This window comes from Myxococcaceae bacterium JPH2, assembly GCA_016458225.1.
In the GTDB taxonomy this organism is placed as follows: domain Bacteria; phylum Myxococcota; class Myxococcia; order Myxococcales; family Myxococcaceae; genus Citreicoccus.
On the sequence record JAEMGR010000039.1, the window covers coordinates 38,352 to 62,648 of the forward strand.

Genomic DNA, 24,297 nt, shown 5'->3' on the forward strand with positions numbered 1-24,297 from the left:
GACCCTGGACGCGCATGCATCGTCGGCTCCTCCCCACACTCCTGGCGCTCGGCTGTGGCCTGCTGGCCCTGGGTTGGGGACTGGTGAGCCTCCAGCGCATCTTCACCCAGGAGCGCGACGATGCCCGCGCCCAGGTGCGCTCGCGCCGAGAGGCGTTGGAGCAGCTCGCCACGGAGGCGCTGCGGCGAGCGCTGGCGCGCAAGCTGGAGGAGAACGTCCCCGCCATGCACGCGGCCATGGGCGACGCGCTCGCGCCCGGCGAGGGCTTCTACCTGTCGTTCGGGGGCCACCAGTACCTGCCGCGCCTCGCGCGTCCCCTCATGGGCAACCAGGCCCCCGCGCGGGCGGCCTACGAGGCGATGGCGCGCCAGCTCGCGGAGGGAGCGGCGAGCGGGCCCTGGCACGAGCGACTCACCCGCCTGCGGCAGGTGGAGGTGGACCTGGACGCGGGAGATCGCGCGAGGACGTCCGCGAGCGTGGAGGAGCTGCTGCGCTATCACGCCGCCCATCCGCTGCCGTCCACGCAGGAGCTGCCCTTCACGCTGCTCGTGGTGGAGCGCCTGCGGCGAGGCGCGGCCACGCCTCCCTTGGTGCGCTCGCTCCTGCGCGAGGGACTGCCCGAGGACTACGGCGGCGTGGCGCGCGGGGCGGGCCTGCAGCGCGACCTCCTGCGCGGGCGCGACCGCATCACCCAGGCGGACTTCGACTTCCTGCACGAGCGAATCGTCCAGGTGAGCACCGCGATGGGCGAGCGCAGCGACGACTTCCAGGCCCGTGCCCGCGAGGAAGGCGCGGGTGCGCTGGTGATGCCCGCGGGCCTGGTCGGCCCCATCCTCCTGGGAGAGCGCTGGTACGTGGAGCCCGGCAAGGACGAGGTCGTCCGCGGACTCACGGTGGACGTGGACGCGCTGCTCGGCGACATCACCCAGGACCTGCGTCGGCGCGGGCTCTTCGGCACCAGCGGGCGGGTGCTGCTCAGCCCCTCGGGCGCGGTGCGACCGCTGTCGGACGTGGGGCTCGTGGTGGCCATGCCCGAGTGGGCCGCGGCGGAGGCGGACATCGACGCCCGCTACGGCTTGAAGACGCTGCTGGGGGCCGCGTGCGGCGCGCTGGCGGTGGCCATCGTCGCGGTGTCGATGGTGGCGCAGCAGCGCAAGCACCGCTTCCTGGAGCTGAAGAACGACTTCATCGCCACCGTGTCGCACGAGCTGCGCACGCCCCTGGCCTCCATCCGACTGCTCGGCGAGACGCTGGAGCGGAGGCTCGGCCACACCGAAGTGGCGGGCGACTACCCCACGCGCATCGTCCGCGCCGCGGATGGGCTGCACTTCCTCGTGGAGAACATCCTGTCCTTCAACCGCATCGACAAGGGACGCTGGAAGCTCCAGGTCTCCCGCGTGCGACTGGAGGAGCTGGTGGGCCTGTTGCGCGACGACCTGACGGACGTCGTCCCGGTGCCGGTGGCGCTGACCTCGGACGTGGACGAGCTGGAATTGGAAGCCGACGCCTCCCTGCTGCGCATGCTCTTCGCGAACCTGGGCCGCAATGCGTGCGCCTACAACCGCCGCAACCCGGTGGAGCTGTCCATGCGCGCCACGCGCGTGCCCGGCCACGGGTGCACGGTGCTCTTCTCCGACAACGGCGTGGGCATCCCCGAGTCCGAGTGGGAGCGCGTCTTCCAGGACTTCTACCGACTGTCCCCTCCCGGGCAGGAGACGCAAGGCAGTGGCCTGGGACTGGCGCTGTGCCGCAGAATCATGGCCTTGCACCGGGGCACGCTCCACATCGTCGCCTCCGGCCCCGAAGGCACGACCTTCGCGCTGACCTTTCCCGAGTCGCGCCTCCACCCATGACGCTCTCCAGCCCAACGCCCTCCACCCGCCCCACCATCCTCATCGTCGAGGACGACGCCAACCTGCGCCTGGGCCTGCGCGACAACCTGCGCGACGAGGGCTACGACGTCACGGAGGCCGCGTCCGCCCGAGACGCCGAGCCCCACCTGCGCGAGCGCGAGTTCGACCTGCTCATCCTCGACGTCATGTTGCCGGGCGAGGACGGCTACACGTTCTGCCGCCGCCTGCGCGCCTTGGGCATCAAGAGCATGGTGATGATGCTCACCGCGCGCTCGCTGGAGGATGACCTCATCCGAGGCTTCGACGCGGGCGCGCAGGACTACCTCACCAAGCCCTACCGACTGAGGGAGCTGCTCGCGCGGGTTCAGGCCCTGGTGCGCCGCGCGGGAGTCTCACCGGCCCAGGTGATGGGCTTCGCGGGCTACAGCCTGGACCTGGGCCGCCGCACGCTCACGCGGCCCGATGGCGGGCTGGTGGAGCTGACCCGCACCGAGTTCGATCTGCTCGCCTTCCTGCTGCGCCACTGCGACCGCGCACTGCCCCGCGGAGAGATCCTGGACGCGGTCTGGGGCCGTGACGTTGTCGTGGACCCTCGCACGGTGGACAACTTCGTCTCCAACCTGAAGAAGAAGCTCGGCTGGACGAGCACCTCGGGGTTCACCATCCACACCATCCGAGGCGTGGGCTATCGCATGGAGCTGTCCGGTCCTCTCACGTCATGACACAACCATGACGAAGAGATTGCGCCCCGCCGGCCAAGGCGAGGTGCGGACTCCGTAGGTTGACTCTCGTGAAGGCGCGGCGCCTGGAGCGCCGGCCTTCCGGTGAGGAGGCCAGTCGGATGTTCCATTCCGTGTTGGAGCGACAGGGATTGCGTGCGGGGCGCCTGGGAACCGGCGCGTGGGTGTCCTTCGGAGTGCACGTGGGACTGTTGGCACTGGTGGTGCTGATGACCAGCCAGCCCGCCGCGGCGCCGCTCCCGAAGGAAGTGGAACTCGTCTTCCGCCCGCCCGGGCCCACCATCGCGAAGGGCACGCCCGCCCCCGTCAAGCCGGCCCAGGCCAACACCCCGCCGCCGCGGCGCAATCGCCCGCACATGCCCTCGGTGGTGAAGCCGCTGCCCATGGACCCGCCGCCCGCCAACATCGAGCCGCCGTCGACACCGTCCTCGGACAACGCGAACGCGAATGCGAATGCACCGGGCGGCGATGAGCCGGTGGGCGATCCCAACGGCGATCCGAACAGCACCAGTAGCATCGGCCATCTGCCCATCCCCGGCCTCGACACGGCCCTGCAGTCCTCGGGCACGGACATCCTCCCGTTCGGCGCGGCGATGACGCCGCCGGTGCGCCAGGGTGGCGAGCCGCTCGCCTACACCCATGAGGCATTGGCCGCGCGCGTCGAGGGCAGCCTGGTCGTCAAGTGCGTCATCACCGACACGGGCAAGGTGCACAAGTGCCGCGTCATCAAGGGACTGCCCTTCATGGACGAGGCCGTGGTGGAGGCACTCGAGTCCTGGCATTACTCGCCGGTGACCTTCCAGGGCCGCCCCGTCAGCGTCTCGTATGTCTTCAACCTCAAGCTGAAGCTCCCGCGCTGAAGTGGGCCCCCCGCCGGGTTCCCTGGACGACAACGCACCGTCTCCAGGGACCCTTGACGGGCGCGAAGCCCCGCACCCACTTTCGAGCCGAACCCGGCGACGGGAGGGGACGTGGCCACCGCGACGGATCTCGACTTCACGTACAGCCAGATTGACCGCCTCTTCCGGCTGTCCATTGGCGAGATGGCGGACTTCAGCGGCGCCCGCTACGACGGTGACTTCTCGCTCAGCCTCGAAGAAGCCCAGCACCGCAAGCACGAGTTCATCGCGGAGAACCTGGGCATCACCTCCGGCTCCCGCGTGCTGGACCTGGGCTGCGGCTGGGGCCCCTTCCTGCGCTTCGCGGAGTCACTCGGCGCCCACGCCACCGGCGTCACGCTCTCCCGAGGACAAGCGGAGTCCTGTCAGCGCCACGGCCTGGACGTGCACCTGCGAGATTGCCGCACGATTACCCGCGACACCTTCGGAAGCTTCGACGCGGTGGTCAGCCTGGGCGCCTTCGAGCACTTCTGCTCCATCGACGAGTACCGACAGGGAAGACAAGAGGCCATCTACTCGCAACTCTTCGCCTCGGTGCGCGAGCTGCTTCCTCCCGGTGGGCGCTTCTATCTCCAGACGATGGTGTTCGGGCCCAAGATGCTTCCCTACGAGGCCATCGACCTGCGCGCGCCCCGCGGCTCGGATGCCCATGTGCTGGGTTTGATGACCGCGCAGTTCCCCGGCTCGTGGTTGCCCTACGGCCGAGAGCAGCTGGAGCGCACCTTCGCCCCCTTCTTCCGGTTGGTGTCCGCCACCAGCGGCCGGCTCGACTACATCGAGACCATCCGACAGTGGCGCCAACGCTTCTCCGAGTTCAGCCTGCCCAAATTCGCCGTCAAGATGACCCTGCTGCCGCGCTACCTCTTCAGCCGACAGTTCCGCAACGCCTTCGCCTCGGGCATCAGCGCCAACTCGGTGTGCTTCGAGCGCCACCTCTTCGACCACTATCGGATGGTCCTCGAGGCCGTGTAGCCCGGCCAACGAACGGCCGCGGAAATCGAACTGGGCTGTCGAAGAAATCTCGTTCCCCGCGTTCTGTGAGCATCCGATGTCGCGCCCCCGCGCGGCCTCGGCGGAACCACATCAAAGGGGGAACACCATGCAGGGAAGCACCTGGCGCGCGCCACGCATCGGCGCGCTCGCGGCACTCCTGGGAATCGTGGGCACGGCGGGCGCGGCCGAGCCGACCACGGCTCCGACGAGCCCCACCCGAGGCATCACCACCGGAATCATTCAGCGCGAGCTGCACCGGCCACCCGCCCTCGTGGGCAGCGGCGATCTCGCGCGACAGGCCGCGCGCTCATTCATCTCCTGGGCCAGCCTCTCCACGGCGGATGAGCGCGAGGACGCGCGGCGGGAGATTCTCGCGGGCGCGGCCAACCCGGACATCGTCCGCGGCATCATCGCCGAGGCGCGCGAGGCGAATCAGACGGACCACAGCCGCGCGCTCGTGTCGCTGGCCATCCTGGGAGAGATGCGCACCGAGGAGGGCGAGCGCTACCTGAGGGACTTCATCAACGAGCCCCTGCCCACGAAGGGAACCGTCGTGGAGGGTGACCTCATCGAGGCCACCGCGATGGCGTCCCTCCAGGCCAAGGCCGTGGACGGGCTGGCCTTCCGAGGCACGCGCGAGGCGGACGCGGAGGTGCTGCGGCTGGCGGGAGCGCATCCCTCCATCATCGTGCGCGCGGAGGCCATCAGCGCCTACCTGTGGAATCACGGCGACACCGACGCGGCCCGCGAGGCGCTGCGTCCCTCGGTGCGCAAGAACGAGCAGATCCTCCTGGAGCGCGTGCGCCACGTGAGCGGCGAGAGCGCCGAGCAGTTCAATCGCAAGCTGGAGGCTTTCACCCGCGCGCACCCGGAGCTGGCGCCGCCGCCGCCCGAGTACCGCAAGTCCGGCCCCGTCGTCGCTCCGGAGCAGAGCCCGAACCGCTTCTCCGAGCCGCCCCCGGTCGCGCGCTGAGCCCTCCCCCACTTCCGAGGAATCCCACATGAACTTCAAGCAAGGCATTGCCCTCGCGTCCGCGCTCTGCGCGCTCGGCGGGGCCTCTGAAGCGCTCGCCACGTGTGATCAATCCGGCGCGAGCCAGGCCGACATCGACCTCTGGAACATCCACGGCTGCTGGTCGGACTTCTATGTCTGGCAGGCCAAGGCGTATGACCTGCGCTCCGGCGACTGGAGCGGGCGCGGCTGGAATGACGCCTGCAATGTGGCGCTCGAGTTCCCCAAGCACTGGAGCGCGGCCTATCTGGTGAGCTACGGGCTGGCGGACAATGTCTCGCAGTCCTTCCACGGCACGGTGGACTACCGCGCCACGGCGGAGGCGGCGAGCGGCAACTACCACGACAGCCTCTACCACTCGGTCACCGACGACGCGGGCATCTTCGGCCGCTTCACCCCGCGCATCTGGCCGTGGGACACGGACCGCGTGGAGACCGCGTGCCCGCTCTACAACCGGACCTCCGCCAACGCCAACCCGGGCTCGCGCGGCGGTGACTTCATGCACGAGGGCTGGCACGCCAACTACGACAAGTATGGCATCAACAATGGTGACCAGGGCGGCCACCGCGCCGGCCCCACGGGCGCCTGCACCATCAATGGCTGTGACTACTTCTACTTCCACGGCATCGGCGCGTATGCCTATGGCGCGATGTGGGAAAACAATGGCACCGCCAGCCGCTTCCACTCACCCAATCAGGTGCAGGTGGAATATCTCTGTGATGTCGCGGATCAGCCCAAGAGCTGGGTTCCCGCGTCGGTGAGACAGACGGCCGCCTCGGACGCCAACACGCGCGCCGTGACACGCTTCATCAACGGACCGGGCTATTCTTGCGGGAGCCCGCGGCCCTGGTAGTCGGAGGTTGAGCATGGCGCACCTGAAGCCAGTCCACACACCGCGTCGGGTGCGCCTGCCGTGGATGCTCGCCACCCTGTTGGCCTGTTGTTCATCCCAGCCACCCGCGACGGAGGGCACGGGCCAGTGGATGTCTGTCTCCACCGCGGAGGCCCCCACCGCGGGCCTGCATGACACCGCCGTGGCAGGAGAGCGCGAGGTCTTCGTCTGGGGAGGGCTGGGCGGCTGCACCGTGCAAGGCCTGTGCGGCACGGGCGCCCGGCTCGACCCCGAGACCAACACCTGGGCGCAGATGACCGAGGCGCGCGCCCCCTCGCCTCGCTATCTCCACACGGCCGTCTGGACCGGAGCGGCGTTGCTCGTCTGGGGCGGCGTGGGCTGCGGCACGAAGGGCACCGCCGGGTGCGGCGACGGCGCGGCCTACGACGCGCACAGCGACACCTGGACGCCGATGGCCACCGTGGGCGCGCCCTCCGCGCGTGGCTGGCAGGGCGCGGCGTGGACTGGCACCGAGATGATTGTCTGGGGCGGCGAGGAGCCCACGGGCCGGCGCGTGCTCGGAGATGGCGCTCGCTACGAGCCTCGGCGCGACACGTGGGTGGCGCTGCCCTCCACGGGCGCGCCGTCCGCGCGCCGCTACCACACCGTGGTGTGGACCGGCACCGAGCTGCTCGTCTGGGGCGGCAGCGGCGATGCGACCCAGGACGTCGCGCTCGACGACGGCGCCGCGTGGTCTCCCGCGACGAATGCGTGGCGCCCGCTCAGCCGCACGGGCGCGCCGCGAGCGCGCTGGGCGCACACCTCCGTGTGGACCGGCACCGAGCTGATCATCTGGGGCGGCCTGGGCTGTACCCGCGACGCGAGCGGCGGCCCCGAGCGCTGCGCCGACGGCGCCCGCTACAACCCGGCCCGCGACACCTGGACCGCCCTGAGCACCGCCCAGGCCCCGTCCGCGCGCACGGGACACACCGCGGTGTGGACGGGCCAGGAGATGCTCGTCTGGGGCGGCGCCGCGCTGCGGTGCGTCGACGGCAGCTCGGGTGCGTGCCAGGACGGTGCCGCCTATGCCCCTGTGACTGATTCGTGGCGTCCGCTGACCCGACGCGGTGCGCCACCTGCTCGCGCTTCTCACTCTGCCGCGTGGACCGGAGGCCACATGCTGGTTTGGGGCGGCGTGGCCAACGGCGGCAGCGAGGTGACGCTCAACGATGGGGCCCTGCTCGCGCCATGACGCGAATTAGAATTCGAGGTTTATTTAGCGCCACGGGAATTCATTGTGAAACCAGCTTAACCTTTTGACTTCGCGTCGTTCAGCCGGTGACGATTCCGACCCACGGCATCCTGATGGGGGGGCCGGCCAGAGCGAAGCGAGGTTCGAATGGCGCGGAGTGGAGCAGTGATTCCAGGGTGCGTGATCGCACTCTTCTCGTTGCAAACCTTGGCGCAGGAGCCCACGTCGGGCGCCGCGCCGTCGACCCCACCCGCGGCGAATCCGCCCGCGGCGACCGCACCGGCGCCAGCATCCGCGCCGAGTCCGGCACCTGCGGCGACCGCACCGGCGACCAGCGCGCCGGCGGCGACCGCTCCGGTGGAGGGACGCACCATCCGGGGCAAGGTGTTCGACAAGCTGACGAGCGACGGGCTTCCGTTGGTGCGCGTCATCATCAAGGGCTCGACGAAGGGCACCGAGACGGAGGTGGACGGCAGCTTCACGCTGCCAGGCGCGCCGCGCGGACCGGTGACGCTGCTGTTCTCCAGCCAGGACTACAAGGAGCGAGAGGTCTCCGTCGGAGCCAGCCAGAGCGACGTGCGCGTCGTCATGGAGGGCAGCTTCTCCGAGGAGATGGTCGTGGTGGGCCGCGCCAGTGAGCTGGCCCGCAAGAACGTGGCCAACGCGGTGGCGTCCGTGAACGCGGAAGAGGTCACCCGCACGCCCACGCAGACGGTGGATCAAGCCCTCCAAGGGAAGATCGCCGGCGCCAACATCCAGAGCAACTCCGGCGCGCCGGGCGGTGGTCTGCAGATCCGCATGCGCGGCGTGTCCACCATCAACGGCTCGACGGCGCCGCTCTACGTCGTGGACGGCGTGCTCGTCAGCGACGTGGCGGTGGCATCCGGCGTGTTCGCGGTGACGGCGTCCGTGGGCGGCTCCAACCCGTCGCCCACGCAGGACAATCAGGTCAACCGCATCGCGGACATCAACCCCAACGACATCGAGAGCATCGAGGTCCTCAAGGGCGCGTCCGCCGCCGCCATCTACGGCTCCAAGGCGGCCAACGGCGTCATCATCATCACCACCAAGCACGGCCGCACCGCCGAGCCCGAGGTGAACGTCACGCAGCGGGTGGGCATGTACACGCTCGCCAACAAGCTGGGCTCGCGCCAGTTCAACAGCCTCGAGGAGGCGCAGGCCGCGTACAAGAAGGTGGACGTCTCGCAGTACTACGTCCCCGGCCGCACGTTTGATCACGAGGCGGAGCTGGCGGGCCGTCGCGACGTGTCCAGCGAGACGCTGGCCAGCGTGAGCGGCGCCTCCGGCAACACGAAGTACTTCGCCTCGGCGCTCGTGAAGAACGACGAGGGCATCGTCGCCAACACCGGGTATGAGAAGCAGTCGTTCCGCCTCAACCTGGGTCAGAAGCTGGGCGAGTCGGTGGACGTCAGCGTCACCAGCAACCTGCTGCACACGCTGGGACAGCGCGGCCTCACCAACAACGACAACCGCGGCATCTCCAACTACATGGTGCTGCCGTTCACCCCGTCGTTCTACGACGCGAAGGCGGGCTCGGACGGCCTCTATCCGTCCAACCCCTTCCTCGGGAGCACGGCCAACCCGCTGCAGACCATCGCGCTCATGCGCAACGACGAAGACGTCTGGCGCCTGGTGGGCAGCGCGGACGCCACGTGGCACGCCTGGCAGACAGACGAGAACCACCTGCGCGTGCTGGCCAACTTCGGCGTGGACCGCTTCCAGCAGGAGAACACGCTGTACTTCCCGCCCGCGCTCAACTTCGAGCCGGTGGATGACGGCAAGCCGGGCAGCTCGCTGTTCGGCACCAGCCAGGTGCGCAACCTCAACGGCGGCCTCAACCTGGTCCACACGTACTCGCCCACCTCCAAGAGCATCGTGGCCACCACCTCCGGTGGTATCCAGATGGAGGAGCGCAGCCTCGACTCGGTCTACATCGTCAGCCGCAACCTCAACGGCGGACAGCAGAACGTGGACTCGGGTACGGACGTGAGCGTGCGGCAGAACCGCACCCTCGTGCGCGACCGCGGCTACTACATCCAGGAGGAGGCCCTGCTGTTGGACCAGCGCCTGACCCTGGTGGGCGCGCTGCGCGCCGAGCAGAGCAGCGCCAACGGCAACCCGGACGCGCTGTTCTTCTATCCGAAGCTCGCCTCCGCCTACCGCATCCCCACCACGTCGCCGGCCTTCAACGAGCTGAAGGTGCGCGTCGCCTACGGTGAGACGGGCAACCAGCCGCTGTATGGCCAGAAGTTCAGCGGCCTGGCGGCCACGGGCAACATCGGCGGCAACCCGGGCCTCGTCGGCACGGGCATCGCGGGCGACCCGAACATCAAGCCCGAGCGCCAGCGGGAGATCGAAGCGGGCGTGGACGCGCTCATGTTCGGCGGCAACGTGGTGGCCGAGCTGACGCTCTACCAGCGCAACATCAGCGACCTCTTGCTGCAGCGCACGCTGTCTCCGTCCACCGGCTTCGCCACGCAGTTCTTCAACGGCGGCTCGCTGCGCAACCGCGGCGTGGAGGCGATGCTCCAGGTGACGCCGGTGCGCGGCGCGCTGGAGTGGACGTCCGCGGCCACCTTCGCCCTCAACCGCAGCAAGGTGACGGACCTGCCGGTGCCGGCGTTCCAGACGGGCGGCTTCGGAACGAGCCTGGGTTCGTTCCGCATCGAGAAGGGCGCGTCCGCCACGCAGATCGTCGGCAACTCGGGCCTGGATGAGAACGGCGAGTGCTGCGTGGTGAAGAAGCTGGGCGACACCGAGCCCACCTTCCGCATGTCCTTCACCAACTCGCTCAAGTACGACGCCTTCACGCTGTCGTTCCTGTTCGACTGGCAGCAGGGCAGCGACATCATCAACCTGACCCGGCTCATCTACGACTCCGCGGGCGCGTCCGCGGACTACGTGGAGCACGGGCGAGATCGCCTGCAGGCGCAGGCCACCAACGCGGGCATCTACATCGAGGACGCCACGTTCCTGAAGCTGCGCGAGGTCACCGTCACCTATCAGCTCCCGCCCACCTTCGTGGCGAAGCTGCCCAAGGTGAAGACGGCCCGCCTGAGCTTCAGCGCCCGCAACCTGCTCACCTTCACCGGCTACTCGGGCCTCGACCCGGAGGTGAGCAACTTCGGCAACCAGGCCATCGCGCGCAACATCGACGTGGCCCCCTATCCGCCCAGCCGCAGCTTCTGGACGTCTCTCGACGTGGGGTTCTAACCACCATGACCATCCGACCGATGAAGAACCTGTTGGCGGCGCTCTGCGCCGTGATGGCCCTGGGCGCCTGTGGCAGCCTGGACGTACCCGACCTCAACAATCCCAGCCGCGATGACTTCGTGGAGAAGCCCACGCGGCAGGCGGTCGTCTCCGGCGCCACGGGCCTGTTGCTCGGGCGGCGCGTCGGCATCGCCGCGCAGAACGGCTACGTCGCGGAGCTGGGCGTGCTGGGCCGCGAGGCATACATCTTCGATGCCTCGGATCCCCGCTTCGTCACGGAGCTGTTGGGCCCTGCCCTCGACCCGGGTGGCCCGGTGTTCGGCGGCAACTTCTGGCTCAACCCCTACGCCAACATCCGCAACGCCAACACGGTGATGGACGCGCTCCCTCGCGTGGCGGGCATGACCGATGCGGAGAAGGAGGCCATCCGCGGCTACGCCAAGACGCTCCAGGCGTTGGACCTCCTCCTCGTCCTCAACACGCACTACGACAACGGCGTGGTGCTCGACGTGAACCGGCCGCTGGGCGACTCCCTGGCGCCCATCGAGACCGACAAGGCCAAGGTGTATGGCTTCATCGTCGGCCTGCTCGACGAGGGGCGTGACCACCTGCTCCATGGCGGTGACACCTTCCCGTTCGCCCTCAGCGCGGGCTTCAAGGGCTTCAACACCCCGGCCACGTTCCTCAAGGTCAACCGCGCGGTGAAGGCGCGGGTGGACGTGTACCGAGGCGACTTCGTCCAGGCACTGGAGGACCTCAGCGGCTCCTTCCTGGATGTGAAGGCGGACCTGTCCGTGGGTGTCTATGACAGCTTCGGCTCGGGCTCCGGTGAGCTCGGAAACGTCCTCAACGGCCCGACCATCTTCGTCCACCCGTCCCTCATCACGGATGCGGAGAAGAAGGTGAATGGAGACCTGGACAACCGGGTGACGCGAAAGACGAAGAAGGGCGCGGCCGGCAGCGATCCGGACGGCAAGGTGTCCTCCGACATGGCGTTCACCCTCTACCCGGACAGCAACGCGCCGGTGACGATCATCCGCAACGAGGAGCTCATCCTCCTGCGCGCCGAGGCCAACATCGGCCTGAAGAACTACCCGGCGGCGGCGGATGACCTCAACTTCATCCGCACCACGTCCGGAGGGCTGGCGCCCCGCTTCGACATCACCGAGGCCACGGCCCTGGACGAGTTGCTGAAGCAGAAGCGCTACTCCCTCCTCTTCGAGGGCGGCCACCGGTGGATCGACCTGCGCCGCTACAACAAGCTGGACACGCTGCCCCGGGAGTACAGCGACGCCCCCGTGCACAAGCAGTTCCCCATCCCCAAGCCCGAGATGGACGGACGGAAGTAATCGTTGAGACGTGAGGCCCCGGCGCTCGCCACCACCGGCAGCGCCGGGGTCCTCCCCGCAGGCTCGAAGCGCGCTACTCGGAGAGCAGCTCCGACCAGAAGCCCACGAGCCGCCACGCATCCCTGAGCCCACCTGCCCTGTCCAACTCCGCGTGCGTGACGAGCGGGGTGATCAACAGGTGCACGTCGGTGCCCGGCTCCAACGAGCGCGCCAGCGACGCGGACTCAATGGACGGGATGACCGAGTCCTCCGAGCCATGCACCAGGTACACCGGCGCGATGGGATGCGGTGCCCGCTCGGGTGACATGCCCAAGGTCTCCCCCAAGCCTCTCGAGAGCGGCAAGAGCCACGTGCCCAGCGACGCGACATTCCGCTGATTGACGAAGCCCATGAGCGAGGCGGCCGGCTCGGCCATCTCCGTCTGGAGTTCGCGAGCCCGCGCGAACGTCGCCTCCGCCCTCTTGCCATCCGACAGCGTCAGGTTCGACGCGCGCAGGAAGGTCAGGATGCCGACCCGCAGCGGCTCCAGTTGCTCGGTCGGGACAAACCGCTCCAGCAGGTTCAAGAGCAACACCGCCACGCCGTAGTCGTGGGGCGCGCGACGCACCCCGTCTGCCTGCACGCCCGTGCACAGGAAGGTCAGCACCCGGCTCAGGTCTCCGTGCCCGCCAAAGGACAACACCGCGGCCACGTGGGGATACAGCTCGGGCCTCCCGGCGGCAATCACAGACATGCCGCCGGAGAAGCTGATGCCAAACAAGTCCACCTTCCCGTCAGGCACCAGGTCCGCGCGCTCGGCCACCCACAGCGTCGCGTCCGTGATGACGTCCGGAATGCGCGGCGAGATTTCATAGTGGAGCAGGTCCGGTGGCTCCGGGGTGAGCACCGGATGGCCGCCCGCCGCGAGGTCTCCCGCGAGCTTGCGCAAGCGCGGTTCGTCAATGCCATCCGAGTGCACGCCGGACGTGAGCACCACGAGCCGTCCGCTCCGCTGCTCGGGCAAGTACAGGCGTCCACGCACGTCGCCGTGGCGGGTGGGGATCTGCAGCTCGGAGGTCTGGAACGGACCCGTTCCCCAGCCGCCCACGAAGCCCGCCACGGAGCCTGGGAGTCCCGCCGCGCGCACGACGAAGGACAGCCCCCGAACCCAGGGCGGGACCACGAGCCCCGCCGCGAGCAGAACGACCCCCAACGCCACCCAGGGGCGCCACCGTGGCGCCCGCTTCCCTACTGCATCAGGTGCTCGACGAACGTGCACAACCGCTCCCGCTCGAATGGCTTCTCCAGCAGTTCGCGGGCCCGGTGTCCCACGAACTCGCGAGCCTGAGCAGTGAACGCGCCTCCGGTCATCAACCCCGTGTGCGGCGCCAGCTCGGGAGCCAGCCGCTCCAGCTCCACGAGGAAGTCCATCCCGCTCATTCCCGGCATCATCAGGTCGCAGAGAATGGCATCGAAGCGTTCCCCGTGCGACAGGCGTTGCAGCGCCTCTCGCGCGTCTTGGAACACGTGCACGTCGTACAGGTCTCGCAGGAGCCGGCTCACCGAGCTGCCCACGGAGGGCTCGTCATCGATGAGCAACAGGCGGCGGCGGTCTCCCGGCAGTGACATCCCCGCCAGCCGCGGGCCCACGGGCGCCGACACATGCGCGGAGAGCGCCGGCAGCTCCACCCGGAACGCGCTGCCGCGCCCCGGCGTGCTCAGGACATCGATGCGGCCCGCCATGGCCTGCACGATGGTGAGGCAGATGGACAACCCGAGCCCCGTCCCCACGCCCGTGGGCTTGGTGGTGAAGAACGGATCGAAGATGCGGTCCTTCACCTCGGGCGTCATGCCTCGCCCGTTGTCCTCCACCTCCAGCATCACGTAGCCGCTGCGGCCCGGCCGCGCCGAGACCCGGATGCGATTCTCCTCGGCGGGACGCTCTGGAAAGGCCTGGAGCGCGTTCACCAGGAGGTTGACGAGCACCTGCACGAGCCGGCCCTCGTTGCCGTGCACCGCCAGCACCGGCTCCAGCGAGCACACCAGCCGCGCGCGGTGCTGCATCTCGTTGCGCACGAGCCGCAGCGCGCCTTCCACGGCGCTGTGCACGTTCACCGGCCCGTGGTGCTCCTCGTCGGTCCGCGAGAACGTGCGCAGGTCTCGCACGATGGTGCGCACGCGGCCGGCACCTTCGAGCGCCTCGGCCACCACCTGTCGCAGCTCGCCCAGGTGCTCGGCCGGAAGCGCGGGCTGAGCCAGCCGCTCCCACAGGTAGGACAGGTTGGAGGTGACGTAGGCGAGCGGGTTGTTGATTTCATGCGCCACGCCCGCCGCGAGCGTGCCCACGGAGGCCATGCGCTCGGCCAGGCGGAGCTGGTGCTCCAGGCGCTTGCGGTCGGTGACGTCGCGGATCACGGCGACGAGGAAGGGCTCGCCCTCCTCGCTCGTGAAGGCGGCCTTCTTGGTCACGAGGCAGCGCGAGTGCCCCGCGCTGTCGGTGAGCAGCTCCTCGTTCTCGTCGCCCTGGCGGGTGCGGAAGACGCGCTCGTCCTGCCGCCAGAAGACCTCCGCCTCGTGGGCGGGAACGAACTCGTAATCCGAGTGCCCCAGCAGCGCGGACGCCTCGTGTCCCATGAAGCGGCAAAACGCGCTGTTCATCGCGACCCAGCGGTGCGCGCGGTCCTTCACGAAGAGCGGATCCGGCACGGCGTCGAGCGCGTTGCGCAGGAACGCCACCGTGCGGCGCAACGTCTGGAGGTCCTCGCCTCCGTCCGCCTCCAGCCGGCGGCGCAGCGCCACCAGCCGAGCCCCCCACGCCGAGCCGGGCGGCCGGGCACACTCGTCCGCGCCCGCCAGGGCGAGCGCCTCCGCGTCGGAGTCACCGCGCGACGTGAGCACGACCAGGTGCGTGCGGAGCGGAGCGCGGTGCGCGTGCAAGTGGCGACAGCGGGCCACGAGGGTCTCCAGCGGCCCTCCCGCGTCCCACAACACCACCAACCCATCCGGGACGGAGTCAGGCGGCGCATCCACGCAGAGGACGCGACACCCACGACCGGTCTCGGTTTCGCGCAACCCCCGCTCCAGCGTCACGACCTCGGACGCCGGCATCGCCACCAGCAATGCGTGCACGCCTTCGCTCCTCGGTACCGCCCACGCCGGACACATGAACGGCCCGGCCCGGATTACGGACGGGTGCTCCCCGTGAGTCAACGCGGGGCGGAGCTGACCACGTCACGATGCAGTCGGGTCTCGTGAGACTCAGGCGCGACGGCCAGAGCGAGCAGCCAGCTTGGGGCCCACCTGGCACACGGAGAGCAGCGAACACCGTGCACAGCGGGACGCCTCGAGCTGAGCCGGGCAGGCACCACTCATCCCGAAGTGGCACAGGGCGAAGTCGAACCGGACTGGATCCTCCGGATCAATGCGTCGCAGGGCCGCCGTCACCTCCTCGGCCGTGCGCCACGTCAGGTCCGTGCGCGCGGTGAGGCCCAGGTGCTGGGCCATGCGCCCGATGTGAGTGTCCAACGGGATGACGAGCGCGGAAGGAGGTATCCGCTTCCAGATGCCGAAGTCGACCGCGTCCGGACCTCGCACCATCCAGCGCAGGTAGAGGTTGAGGCGCTTGGCGGCTCCAGCGCCCAGGGGCGAGGGCAGCAGGTGGTGCAGGCCCCGCTCAGGCCCGAGCTTCGCGCGCAGCGGCTCCATGGGGACCTGCCGCAGCGTGGTGGTGAAGACATCCAGCGCGCCGTGCAGTGTCCCGCGCTCCGCCAGTCCTCGCGCGAACACCGCCTCCAGGCTGCCGTGCTCGCGCAGCGCGCGCCCCATGCCCATCAGCAGCACCGCCACGTCGGTGCCCACGTTGAAGCGGTAGACGAAGCCCTCCAGAAGTGCGCGGGCCCCCTCCTCCTTGAGGCCCCGCACGAACGCGGCCGGAGACGCCCCCATGCGCTGAAGCAGGGAATCGACCTTGGGACGGAACAGGTCCGCGCGCCCATACGCGAGCGCCGCCGCGAGCAGCGCGCTCACCTCGATGTCGCGCGGATCCGAGTAGCGATGGGGAAACTCCACCGGGTCGAACCCGATGCGCGCGCGCTCGTCCATCGCGGACACCAGCGCCTCCAAGCGGGGCCGCAGGAGGTCCACCGCCCGCGGCGACAGTGCCGCGGACGTGGACTTGCGAGCCTTCGTGGCGCGGCGCGCTCCGGGCACGGTCAGCGGATCAGCTCGCGGACGACGTGGCCCAGCTCCGGGAGGATGAGCGACTCCAGGGCCAGCCGCACGGCCTGGGGCGAGCCCGGCAGCGCGAAGAGGATCATCCCCTGATAGGTGCCCGCCGTCGCGCGGGACAGCCACGCGGCGCTGCCCACCTGCCGGAAGGACAGCATGCGGAACAGCTCTCCAAAGCCTGGCAGCTCCTTCTCGAACAGCGCGCGCAGGGTCTCCACGGTGGTGTCGCGCCGGGCCACGCCCGTGCCGCCCGTGAAGAGCACCGCGCGAGCGCCCGCCTCGCGAGCCTGGGTCAGCGCCTGGCGGATGGCCTCGGGGTCGTCCTTCACCACCACGGTGCCGGCGATGCCGTGTCCGGCGGCCTCCAGCCCCTCGCGCAGCACTCGCCCGCTCTCATCCCGCGCCGCATCGCGGCTGTCCGAGCACGTGACGACGAACGCGCTGACGCTCACCGGGGCGTGAGCGCGGTGCTCCGAGGCGACATGGTCGTGACCGTGCTCGTGCGAGTGGTCATGCGCGTGGGTGTGCTCATGCCCGTGGCCGTGCGAATGAGCGTGCGAGTGTTCATGGCCGTGGTCGTGCGAATGATCATGGGAGTGATCATGCCCGGGGTCGTGTCCATGAGAGTTCGCATGGCCGTGGGCGTGCTCATGCCCGGGGTCATGGTCATGGTCGTGGTCGTGTCCGTCGTGTGCCATGGGGTACCGCTCCTTCTAGGTTCCGAGGGCGCGAGGCGCGCTCAGGCATCGGGCAGTTCGATGACGAGGTCGCCCTCATCCACACCCACCGTGACCGTCGGCTGGTCGTCGCAGACCCCCGGCGACGTCACGTTCTGGCCTGAGTCCATGTCGAACCCGACCTCGTGGCAGGGACACACCACGGTGTTGCCCTCGATGCGGCCACCCGATAGGAGGCAGCCTGCGTGGTTGCACCAATCATCCAGGCCCTTGTAGCGCCCGTGGATCTTCGCGATGCACACGTTGCGCTTGCCGACCTCGTAGCCTCGCATCTCCCGTTCGGCGAAGTCCGCCGGGCCGAGCTTGATTCGCGTCATCGCGCCTCTTTTCCCACAACGCGGGTCCGCCTGCACTCCTGTTTCCCCGGCACTAGATTCCGGGTGGGATTCCCGACGTGAACGACTCGAAAACGCCCACCGCGATGCTCGAAAAGTCCGCAGTCGCCCAGGTCCTCCGCGACATGGGTCTGCTCCTTCAACTCCAGGGCGAGAGTGGATTTCGCGTCCGGGCCTATGACATCGGCGCGGACCGGATCGCCGGCCTCACCCAGGACCTGGCGGCCGTGGTCTCGGAAGGCCGCCTGCAGGAGCTGCCGGGAATTGGCCCCGCGCTCGCCGAGAAAATCGTCGAGTTGGTGACCACCGGCCGGCTCACCGCCTTCGAGGAGCTCAAGGCCCGCTTTCCCGCCGGCCTCTTGGAGTTGATGAAGCTGCCCGACCTGGGCCCCAAGAAGGTCGCCGTGCTGTGGAACGAGCTCCACGTCAGCACCGTCGAGGAACTGGAGGCCGCCTGCCGCGACGGGCGAGTCCGGGCGCTCAAGGGCTTTGGCGCCAAGAGCGAGGCCAAGCTGCTCGAGGGCATCGCGCTGTACCGTCGCGCCAAGGGCGAGCGGAAGCTCCTGGGGGATGCGCTGCCCGTGGCCGAGGAGCTGCTGGCCCGCGTGAAGGCCGCGCCGGGCGTGGTGCGCGCGAGCCTGGGAGGCAGCGTGCGTCGCCGCGCGGAGACCGTGGGCGACGTGGACATCATCGCGTCGGCGCCCGAGGCGGGCCCGGTGCTGGACGCCTTCGCCAACGCGCCGGGCGTGGCCACGGTGCTGGGCAAGGGCGACAGCAAGTGCTCGGTGCGGCTCGTCACGGGCGACCTCCAGGTGGACCTGCGCGTGCTGCCCGATGAGGACTTCGCCACGGCGTTGCACCACTTCACCGGCTCCAAGGCCCATCACCTGCGCCTGCGCAGCCGCGCCAACGAGCGAGGTCTCAAGATCTCCGAGTGGGGCGTGCACCGCGATGACGACACGAAGCTGAAGGTGGAGGACGAAGCGGCCCTGTACCGCCTGCTGGACATGCAGTTCGTGCCGCCCGAGCTGCGCGAAGACACTGGCGAGGTCGAGGCCGCGCTCGCGGGCACCCTGCCCCAGGACCTGGTGACGATGGAGGATCTCCAGGGCGCGGTGCACGCGCACACCACCTGGTCCGATGGTCGCGACTCGCTGGAGGACATGGCGCGCGCGGCGGGCGCCCTGGGCCTCAAGTACCTCACCATCACCGAGCACAGCGAGGCCGCCATCTACGCGGGCGGCCTCAAGGTGGACGTCCTGGAGCGGCAGTGGGAGGAGATCGACCGGGTCAACGAGCGGGTGCCCGGCGTGCGACTGCTCAAGGGCATCGAGGTGGACATCCTGGAGTCCGGCGCGCTCGACTACGCCGATAGCGTGCTGGAGCGGCTGGAGGTGGTCATCGCCTCCATCCACGTGCGCCACTCGCTGGACGAAGAGCAGATGACCCAGCGGGTCCTCACAGCGCTGGACAACCCGTTTCTGCACATCCTCGGGCACCCCACGGGCCGGCTCATCCAGAGTCGCGACCCCTATCCCCTGCGCATGGAGGCGGTGCTGGAGCGCGCCGCCGAGCGCGGCGTGGCAGTGGAGGTCAACGGCAAGCCGCAGCGGCTGGACCTCAAGGCCGAGCACGTGCGGCGCGCGGTGGGGTTGGGCGTGAAGCTGGTGGCGAGCTGCGATGCGCACCGCAAGGAGGACCTGACGAACCTGTCCTTCGCAGTGGCCACCGCGCGCCGAGGCTGGGCCCGCAAGTCGGACATCCTCAACACGCTTCCCGCGGAGCGGTTCCTCGCCACCTTGCGCGCGCGCCGGTGATAGGCTCCCGCGCGCGTTGATGTTCCCTGCTCCATCGCCCCGCGTCTTCGTCCTGTCGTGCCTCGCGCTCGCCGCCCCCGTCCTGGCCGGCGAGGACGCCCGTCCGTCGCGCGCGGACCTCACCCGCGCCCTGGAGCTGCACGCGCGCTCGACCGTCCGGGTCATCGGACCGAAGCAGACCGGGCTCGGCATCGTCGTGGGCACGCAGGGACAGGTGCTCACCTCGGTGCAGTACGTGGGCCTCGAGTCCGCCGAGGTCGAGCATGACGGGCAGGCGCGACCCGCGAAGGTGTTGCTCGCGAACGCCCGGCTGAAGGTCGCGCTCGTGTCCGCCTCGGGCGAGGCCTGGCCCGCCGCGCCAGTGCGCCTGCCGCCGGAGGGACTCGTCGGCCGGTGGGTGATGGGCGTGGAGCCGGGCAAGCGCGGTCAGCCGTCGACGCCTCGCGCGGCGATGGCTCGCAGCGCTCCGGAGCCCTTCTTCGACGTGGCCCTCGCGCTGCCCGCCGGGAGCCCAGTGTTCGACGCCGACGGGCGGCTGGTCGCGGTGGTGGTGGAGCGTCGCGGCAAGCAGGGCGCGCGCGCGCTGCCCTTGAGCGCGGTGAAGGCACAGCTCGCCTCGGCGGCAACGCCATGAGTCGCCCACCTGGACCGCCGTGGAAGGTGAGCGCGGTGCAGGAGGCGCTGGGCCTGTGGGCCCTGGGCTTCCTGGGCATCATCGGCGCGTTCCTCATCGCGGGAGGCACCAGCGGCCCCAAGCTCGTGGCCACCGTGGGCTTCCTCTACCTGCCGCTCATCCCCATGCGCTGGCGCGACGAGGACTACCGCGACTACGGGCTGACGTTGCGCGCATGGAAGGAGGACCTGCGGCTGTTCCTCCTGTTGTCGCTCATCGTCGGGCCGTTGTTCTTCGTGGGCTTCGCCGCCTTCGTGCAGCTCACCCCGCACCTGCCCGTCGCGCTGGCGCGCCACCTGACGCCCATCGTCGGGGAGGGCCACTTCCAGCCGAGACTGCCCCCGCGCTTCGGCGAGTGGATCATCGATCAACTCTTCGTGGTGGCGCTGCCCGAGGAGTTCTTCTACCGGGGCTACATCCAGGCCCGCCTGCGCGACGCGTGGCCACAAGGCCGCGTGGTGCTGGGCGCGCGGCTCGGGCGTGCGTTCTGGGTGACCGCGCTCCTCTTCGCGCTGGGACACCTGGCCATCTTCCAGACGTGGCGACTGGCGGTGTTCTTCCCTGCGCTGCTGTTCGGCTGGATGCGCGAGCGCACGGGCACCGTCATCGGATCCGCCCTCTTCCACGCCGCCTGCAACCTGTACGTGCGCTTCCTGGAAGTGTCCTTCTTCGGGCAGTAGCCCGAGACCTCAGGGCGTGGTGAGCGTCCGCGCCTGCAGGTCGCTGCCCACCACGAGGGTTGCCCCCGAGGGCAGCTCCACCCAGCTCGCGGGCCGAGCCAGGTGACTGGCCACCACCACCGTGCGCTGGCGCCGGTGAGCCCCCAAGGTCGGCTGGATGTCCGAGGTCCGCGCGTCCACGCCGCACGCCTCGCACGCCGCCGAGCCCTCCATCCGCATGTAGTACAGCGGCAGCTCCCCCAAACGCGTCGCCGCGAGCACCGCGCCGTTGGCGGCCAGCAGGTTCAGGTTCGACGCGCGCGGCACCCCCGCTTCCGCCGACGCGCGCGCCACCTCCAAGGCCGTGCGCGCCAGGAGGTCGCCAGCGATCTCCGGCTCCAACCGGGGGTCATCCGTCCGCCCGAGCGCGCGCAGGTGCTTGAGGAACACGGCGAAGAGGACCTCGCTGTCGGTGGGCCCACGCACCTGCCGTTGGAGGTGGTCGGGAAGCCCCGCCAGCAAGGAGGCGCGCAGGCGCTCGAAGCCCTCCACCCGGCCCTGGTGTGCGAAGAGCCAGCGTCGCGCGCGAAACGGCTGCGTGTTCTCCTCGTGGGCCAGGCCCATGGGGAGCCGTTGCGCATGGAACAGGAGCGCCTCGGACTCGATGTCTGGCAGCACCCGCGCCAAGGTCAGCTCCGTCTCCGCGCGGAAGCGCCGCAGCAGGACTTCCTCCTGCGCATAACTGCCCACGCCCACCGCGTTGGGCGTTGCGTCACCCTGGAGACGGACCTGCCCGCCCAGACGCAGCAGCTCGCACCGGAGCAGGTTCGGATCAGACGTCAGTGCCGCGAGGACGACGGACATGAGGCAGAGCCCCCCTTCGGCTCGCCTCATAGATAGTGACGAGGGTCTCGACCCTCAAGCGACCCACCTGTCTCCCATCCCCCAGGCTAAGCGCTTGAAAGGGCTGGTCGTGGCGCCTAACCTCCGACGGCCTGAAGGTCGCATCCCGGGAGAGGGCCGGGGTGCGGGTCTTCACCGGAGACGGAATGTCGGACGAGATTGCAATCGGCATCGACTTGGGTACGTCGTACTCGTGCGTATCCGTCGTCCAGGACGGACAACCGGTGGTCATCCCCAACGAGTGGGGAGAGACGACCCATGCATCGTGCGTGTCGTTCCTGGATGACGGCTCGGTGTTGGTGGGCAACGCCGCCAAGCGCAACATCATCACCAACCCCGAGTCGACGGTGTATTCCGCCAAGCGACTCATCGGGCGCTACTACTTCTCCGATGAGGTGAAGAAGGCGCAGGCGGTGATGCCGTACCGCATCGTCGAGGGCGACAACAACTCGGTGCGCATCGGAGTGAATGACCGGAGCTACTCGCTGCCGGAGATCTCCGCGCTGGTGCTCAAGGAGATGAAGGCCGTCGCGGAGACGTACCTCGGCCGCGCTGTCACCAAGGCGGTGGTGACGGTGCCCGCGTACTTCAACGACAACCAGCGGCAGGCCACCAAGGACGCCGGGCGCATCGCGGGGCTGGAGGTGCTGCGCATCCTCAACGAGCCCACCGCCGCGGCGCTCGCCTACGGGTTCGGCCGGGACGTCAACCAGCGGGTGGTGGTCTACGACCTGGGGGGTGGCACGTTCGACGTGTCCATCCTGGAGATCGGCAAGGACGTCTTCGAGGTGCTCGCCACGGCGGGCGACACGTACCTGGGCGGCGACGACTTCGACGATCGCATCATGACGTGGCTGGCGGATGACTTCCTCAACCGCACGCGGCTGGACGTCCGCCAGAACAAGTACTGCCTCCAGATGCTCAAGGAGGCGGCGGAGAAGGCGAAGATCGACGTGGGCCAGAACGGCACCGCCGACGTCCTCTGCCAGGGCATCTGTCAGGACGCCAACGGCAACGTGCTGGACCTGCGCAACACGCTGAACCAGGACCAGTTCAACCGCATGGTGATGGACCTGGTGCAGCGCACCTTCAAGGTCTGTGACGAGGCGCTCCAGAGCGCGCGGCTCACCGCGGCGGACATCGACGCGGTCATCCTGGTGGGCGGGCCCACGCGGCTGCCCATCATCCGCAACTCGGTGAAGCACTACTTCCAGAAGGGCCCGCTGGAGGGCATCAACCCGGATCAGGTCGTGGCCATGGGCGCCGCGCTCCAGTCGCACGCGCTGCTGGACAGCCGGACGGAGACGTTCCTGGTGGACGTCACGCCGCTCACGCTGCGCATCGGCACGGTGGGTGGCTACACCGAGAAGATCATCGACAAGAACACGCCGGTCCCCATCGACCGCTCGAAGACCTTCACCACCAGCCGCGACGGGCAAGAGAAGGTGAAGATCCGCGTGTATCAGGGCGAGTCCAACCGCGCCGACGAGTGCGAGATGCTGGGCGAGTTCGAGTTCGCGGGCTTCCGCATCGGCTACCGCGGCGAGGTGAAGATCGAGGTCACCTTCGAGATCAACACCGACGGCCTGGTGCATGTCTCGGCGTGCGACGTGGAGACGGGCCAGAAGACGTCCACGACCATCACCTTGTCCTCGGGCATGACGGAGGCCGACATCCAGCAGTCCATCCAGGCCAACCGCAACATCCGCCTCGCGGGCCACAACTCCAACGACCTGCCCGCCGTGGCCCAGTAGGCAACTCCGATGTCCGAGCCTTCAGACCCCAGCGCCGCGAAACCGCCGGGGCCCCCAGCCCCCACCGCGCCCCGCCCCGCCATGCCGCGGCTGACGGCGGCGCCGCTGTCTCCCACCTCGGGGGCAGTGCCGGCAGCGCGTCCGCCCGGGTCCGCCGCCTCGGTCCCCGCCGTGGGAGCAGCGGCGCCTCGGCCTCCGGGAGTCCCCGCCACGCCGGTGCCACCTCGGCCCCCCGCGGGCGTAGCGCCCCCGCCTCCGCCCAAGGCCGCCAGTGAAGGCGCCGATGCGAACCTGCCCGTGGGCGCGCGCCCGACCGCCACGGGGATGCCCTCTGTCCCCGCGGCGCGCACCACCGCCGCGACGCCCAGCGTGAGTCCACCGCGAGTTCCCGCGGCGCCTGGAGCCACCGCGACTCCCGCCGTCCCGCCCCGGGTCGCGAGCCCGCCCCCGCCGCCTCGTGCCACGAGCGCGACGCCCACCGTGAGCCCAAGCACGGGCGCCCCGCGCGCGGTACCGACCGTGGGAGCGACCGCGACACCCGCAGTGCCCAACGTGGCCCCCGCGACACCCGCAGTGCCCAACGTGGCCCCCGCCGTTCCTGGCGTGGCAGCGGCGACTCCGGTAGCACCCGCGAGCCCTCCGCTCCCTCCTCGGGCCACGGTCTCCGTGCCCTCGGTGGCGGCCGTGACGGCGCCCGCTGCGCCGCGACCGCCCAGCTCCGCGGTGCCCAGCGTGGCGCCCGCGAGCCCTCCGATCCCGCCCCGAGCGACGGTCTCCGTGCCGAGCATCGGCGGAGGAAGTCCCGCCACGCCCCCGGCACCGCCTCGCGCGACCGCCACGGTGCCCACGGTGGCGCCCGCGCGGCCCCCGAATGCGCTTCGGCCCGCCGGGATGCCACCCGCGGCCGCTCAGCGAGAGACCGTCCCCGGCATCCCGCCCGTGAGCCCCACGGTCAGCGCCTCTCAACGCGAGACAGTCCCCGGCATCCCGCCCGTGAGCCCCACGGTCAGCGCCTCTCAACGCGAGACCGTCCCCGGCATCCCGCCCGT

The 24,297-nt window shown here is 69.8% G+C and carries 20 protein-coding genes; 13 read left to right on the forward strand and 7 right to left on the reverse strand.

Annotated elements, in window-relative coordinates:
• The first annotated feature begins 14 nt into the window (after positions 1 to 14).
• The 9 genes from JGU66_33395 to JGU66_33435 all read left to right on the forward strand — a co-directional run bounded on the left by JGU66_33395 (position 15) and on the right by JGU66_33435 (position 12,164).
• A complete protein-coding gene (locus JGU66_33395) occupies positions 15 to 1,853 on the forward strand; it encodes a HAMP domain-containing histidine kinase (GenBank protein ID MBJ6765676.1) in 1,839 nt (612 codons plus the stop codon).
• Positions 1,850 to 2,575, forward strand: a complete 726-nt coding sequence (locus JGU66_33400) for a response regulator transcription factor (GenBank protein MBJ6765677.1) — start codon at positions 1,850 to 1,852, stop codon at positions 2,573 to 2,575. The genes JGU66_33395 and JGU66_33400 overlap by 4 nt, the downstream gene beginning before the upstream one ends.
• A gap of 119 nt (positions 2,576 to 2,694) precedes the next feature.
• Positions 2,695 to 3,453 (forward strand): TonB family protein, encoded by a 759-nt coding sequence (locus JGU66_33405; protein MBJ6765678.1) that lies wholly within the window; start codon positions 2,695 to 2,697, stop codon positions 3,451 to 3,453.
• A gap of 111 nt (positions 3,454 to 3,564) precedes the next feature.
• Entirely contained in the window at positions 3,565 to 4,464 is a 900-nt protein-coding gene (locus JGU66_33410; protein MBJ6765679.1) for a class I SAM-dependent methyltransferase, read from the forward strand.
• 127 nt (positions 4,465 to 4,591) lie between these two features.
• A complete protein-coding gene (locus JGU66_33415) occupies positions 4,592 to 5,458 on the forward strand; it encodes a hypothetical protein (GenBank protein MBJ6765680.1) in 867 nt (288 codons plus the stop codon).
• Between the two features lie 28 nt (positions 5,459 to 5,486).
• Positions 5,487 to 6,350, forward strand: coding sequence for a hypothetical protein (locus tag JGU66_33420; GenBank protein MBJ6765681.1), 864 nt, complete (start codon positions 5,487 to 5,489; stop codon positions 6,348 to 6,350).
• A gap of 13 nt (positions 6,351 to 6,363) precedes the next feature.
• Positions 6,364 to 7,581, forward strand: a complete 1,218-nt coding sequence (locus JGU66_33425; protein MBJ6765682.1) for a hypothetical protein — start codon at positions 6,364 to 6,366, stop codon at positions 7,579 to 7,581.
• Positions 7,582 to 7,728: 147 nt separating this feature from the next.
• Positions 7,729 to 10,815 carry a SusC/RagA family TonB-linked outer membrane protein gene (locus tag JGU66_33430; protein MBJ6765683.1) on the forward strand — a complete coding sequence of 1,029 codons (3,087 nt, stop codon included), beginning with the start codon at positions 7,729 to 7,731 and terminating at the stop codon, positions 10,813 to 10,815.
• 5 nt (positions 10,816 to 10,820) lie between these two features.
• Positions 10,821 to 12,164, forward strand: a complete 1,344-nt coding sequence (locus tag JGU66_33435; protein ID MBJ6765684.1) for a RagB/SusD family nutrient uptake outer membrane protein — start codon at positions 10,821 to 10,823, stop codon at positions 12,162 to 12,164.
• A gap of 73 nt (positions 12,165 to 12,237) precedes the next feature.
• Here the strand turns inward: JGU66_33435 and JGU66_33440 are convergent, their stop codons facing one another.
• The 6 genes from JGU66_33440 to JGU66_33465 form a co-directional block, all read right to left on the reverse strand.
• Positions 12,238 to 13,362: a hypothetical protein gene (locus JGU66_33440; GenBank protein ID MBJ6765685.1), complete on the reverse strand. Its 1,125-nt coding sequence runs from the start codon at positions 13,360 to 13,362 to the stop codon at positions 12,238 to 12,240.
• A 29-nt stretch (positions 13,363 to 13,391) separates the two neighbouring features.
• Entirely contained in the window at positions 13,392 to 15,251 is a 1,860-nt protein-coding gene (locus JGU66_33445; protein ID MBJ6765686.1) for a response regulator, read from the reverse strand.
• 150 nt (positions 15,252 to 15,401) lie between these two features.
• On the reverse strand, positions 15,402 to 16,244 hold the full coding sequence (locus JGU66_33450; GenBank protein MBJ6765687.1) for a TIGR02757 family protein: 843 nt from the start codon (positions 16,242 to 16,244) through the stop codon (positions 15,402 to 15,404).
• 110 nt (positions 16,245 to 16,354) lie between these two features.
• The gene (locus JGU66_33455; GenBank protein MBJ6765688.1) at positions 16,355 to 16,822 is read right to left on the reverse strand and encodes a molybdenum cofactor biosynthesis protein MoaB; all 468 of its coding nucleotides are present in this window, start codon (positions 16,820 to 16,822) and stop codon (positions 16,355 to 16,357) included.
• Entirely contained in the window at positions 16,819 to 16,962 is a 144-nt protein-coding gene (locus tag JGU66_33460; protein MBJ6765689.1) for a hypothetical protein, read from the reverse strand. The genes JGU66_33455 and JGU66_33460 overlap by 4 nt, the downstream gene beginning before the upstream one ends.
• Before the next feature lie 147 nt (positions 16,963 to 17,109).
• Positions 17,110 to 17,424: a Rieske 2Fe-2S domain-containing protein gene (locus tag JGU66_33465; protein ID MBJ6765690.1), complete on the reverse strand. Its 315-nt coding sequence runs from the start codon at positions 17,422 to 17,424 to the stop codon at positions 17,110 to 17,112.
• A 104-nt stretch (positions 17,425 to 17,528) separates the two neighbouring features.
• On the opposite strand from JGU66_33465, the gene polX reads away from it, so the two are divergent.
• Genes polX through JGU66_33480 form a run of 3 tightly spaced genes read left to right on the forward strand, consistent with a single transcriptional unit; the run spans position 17,529 to position 20,612 of the window.
• Positions 17,529 to 19,259 (forward strand): DNA polymerase/3'-5' exonuclease PolX, encoded by a 1,731-nt coding sequence (polX, locus tag JGU66_33470; GenBank protein MBJ6765691.1) that lies wholly within the window; start codon positions 17,529 to 17,531, stop codon positions 19,257 to 19,259.
• A 19-nt stretch (positions 19,260 to 19,278) separates the two neighbouring features.
• The gene (locus tag JGU66_33475) at positions 19,279 to 19,893 is read left to right on the forward strand and encodes a trypsin-like peptidase domain-containing protein (GenBank protein MBJ6765692.1); all 615 of its coding nucleotides are present in this window, start codon (positions 19,279 to 19,281) and stop codon (positions 19,891 to 19,893) included.
• Complete coding sequence (locus JGU66_33480) at positions 19,890 to 20,612, forward strand: CPBP family intramembrane metalloprotease (protein ID MBJ6765693.1); 723 nt, start codon at positions 19,890 to 19,892, stop codon at positions 20,610 to 20,612. The genes JGU66_33475 and JGU66_33480 overlap by 4 nt, the downstream gene beginning before the upstream one ends.
• A gap of 9 nt (positions 20,613 to 20,621) precedes the next feature.
• On the opposite strand, the gene JGU66_33485 is transcribed toward JGU66_33480, so the two are convergent.
• Positions 20,622 to 21,455: a class II glutamine amidotransferase gene (locus JGU66_33485; GenBank protein MBJ6765694.1), complete on the reverse strand. Its 834-nt coding sequence runs from the start codon at positions 21,453 to 21,455 to the stop codon at positions 20,622 to 20,624.
• Between the two features lie 185 nt (positions 21,456 to 21,640).
• Between JGU66_33485 and dnaK the strand changes: the two genes are divergently transcribed.
• Entirely contained in the window at positions 21,641 to 23,248 is a 1,608-nt protein-coding gene (gene dnaK, locus JGU66_33490; GenBank protein ID MBJ6765695.1) for a molecular chaperone DnaK, read from the forward strand.
• Positions 23,249 to 24,297: the final 1,049 nt, after the last annotated feature.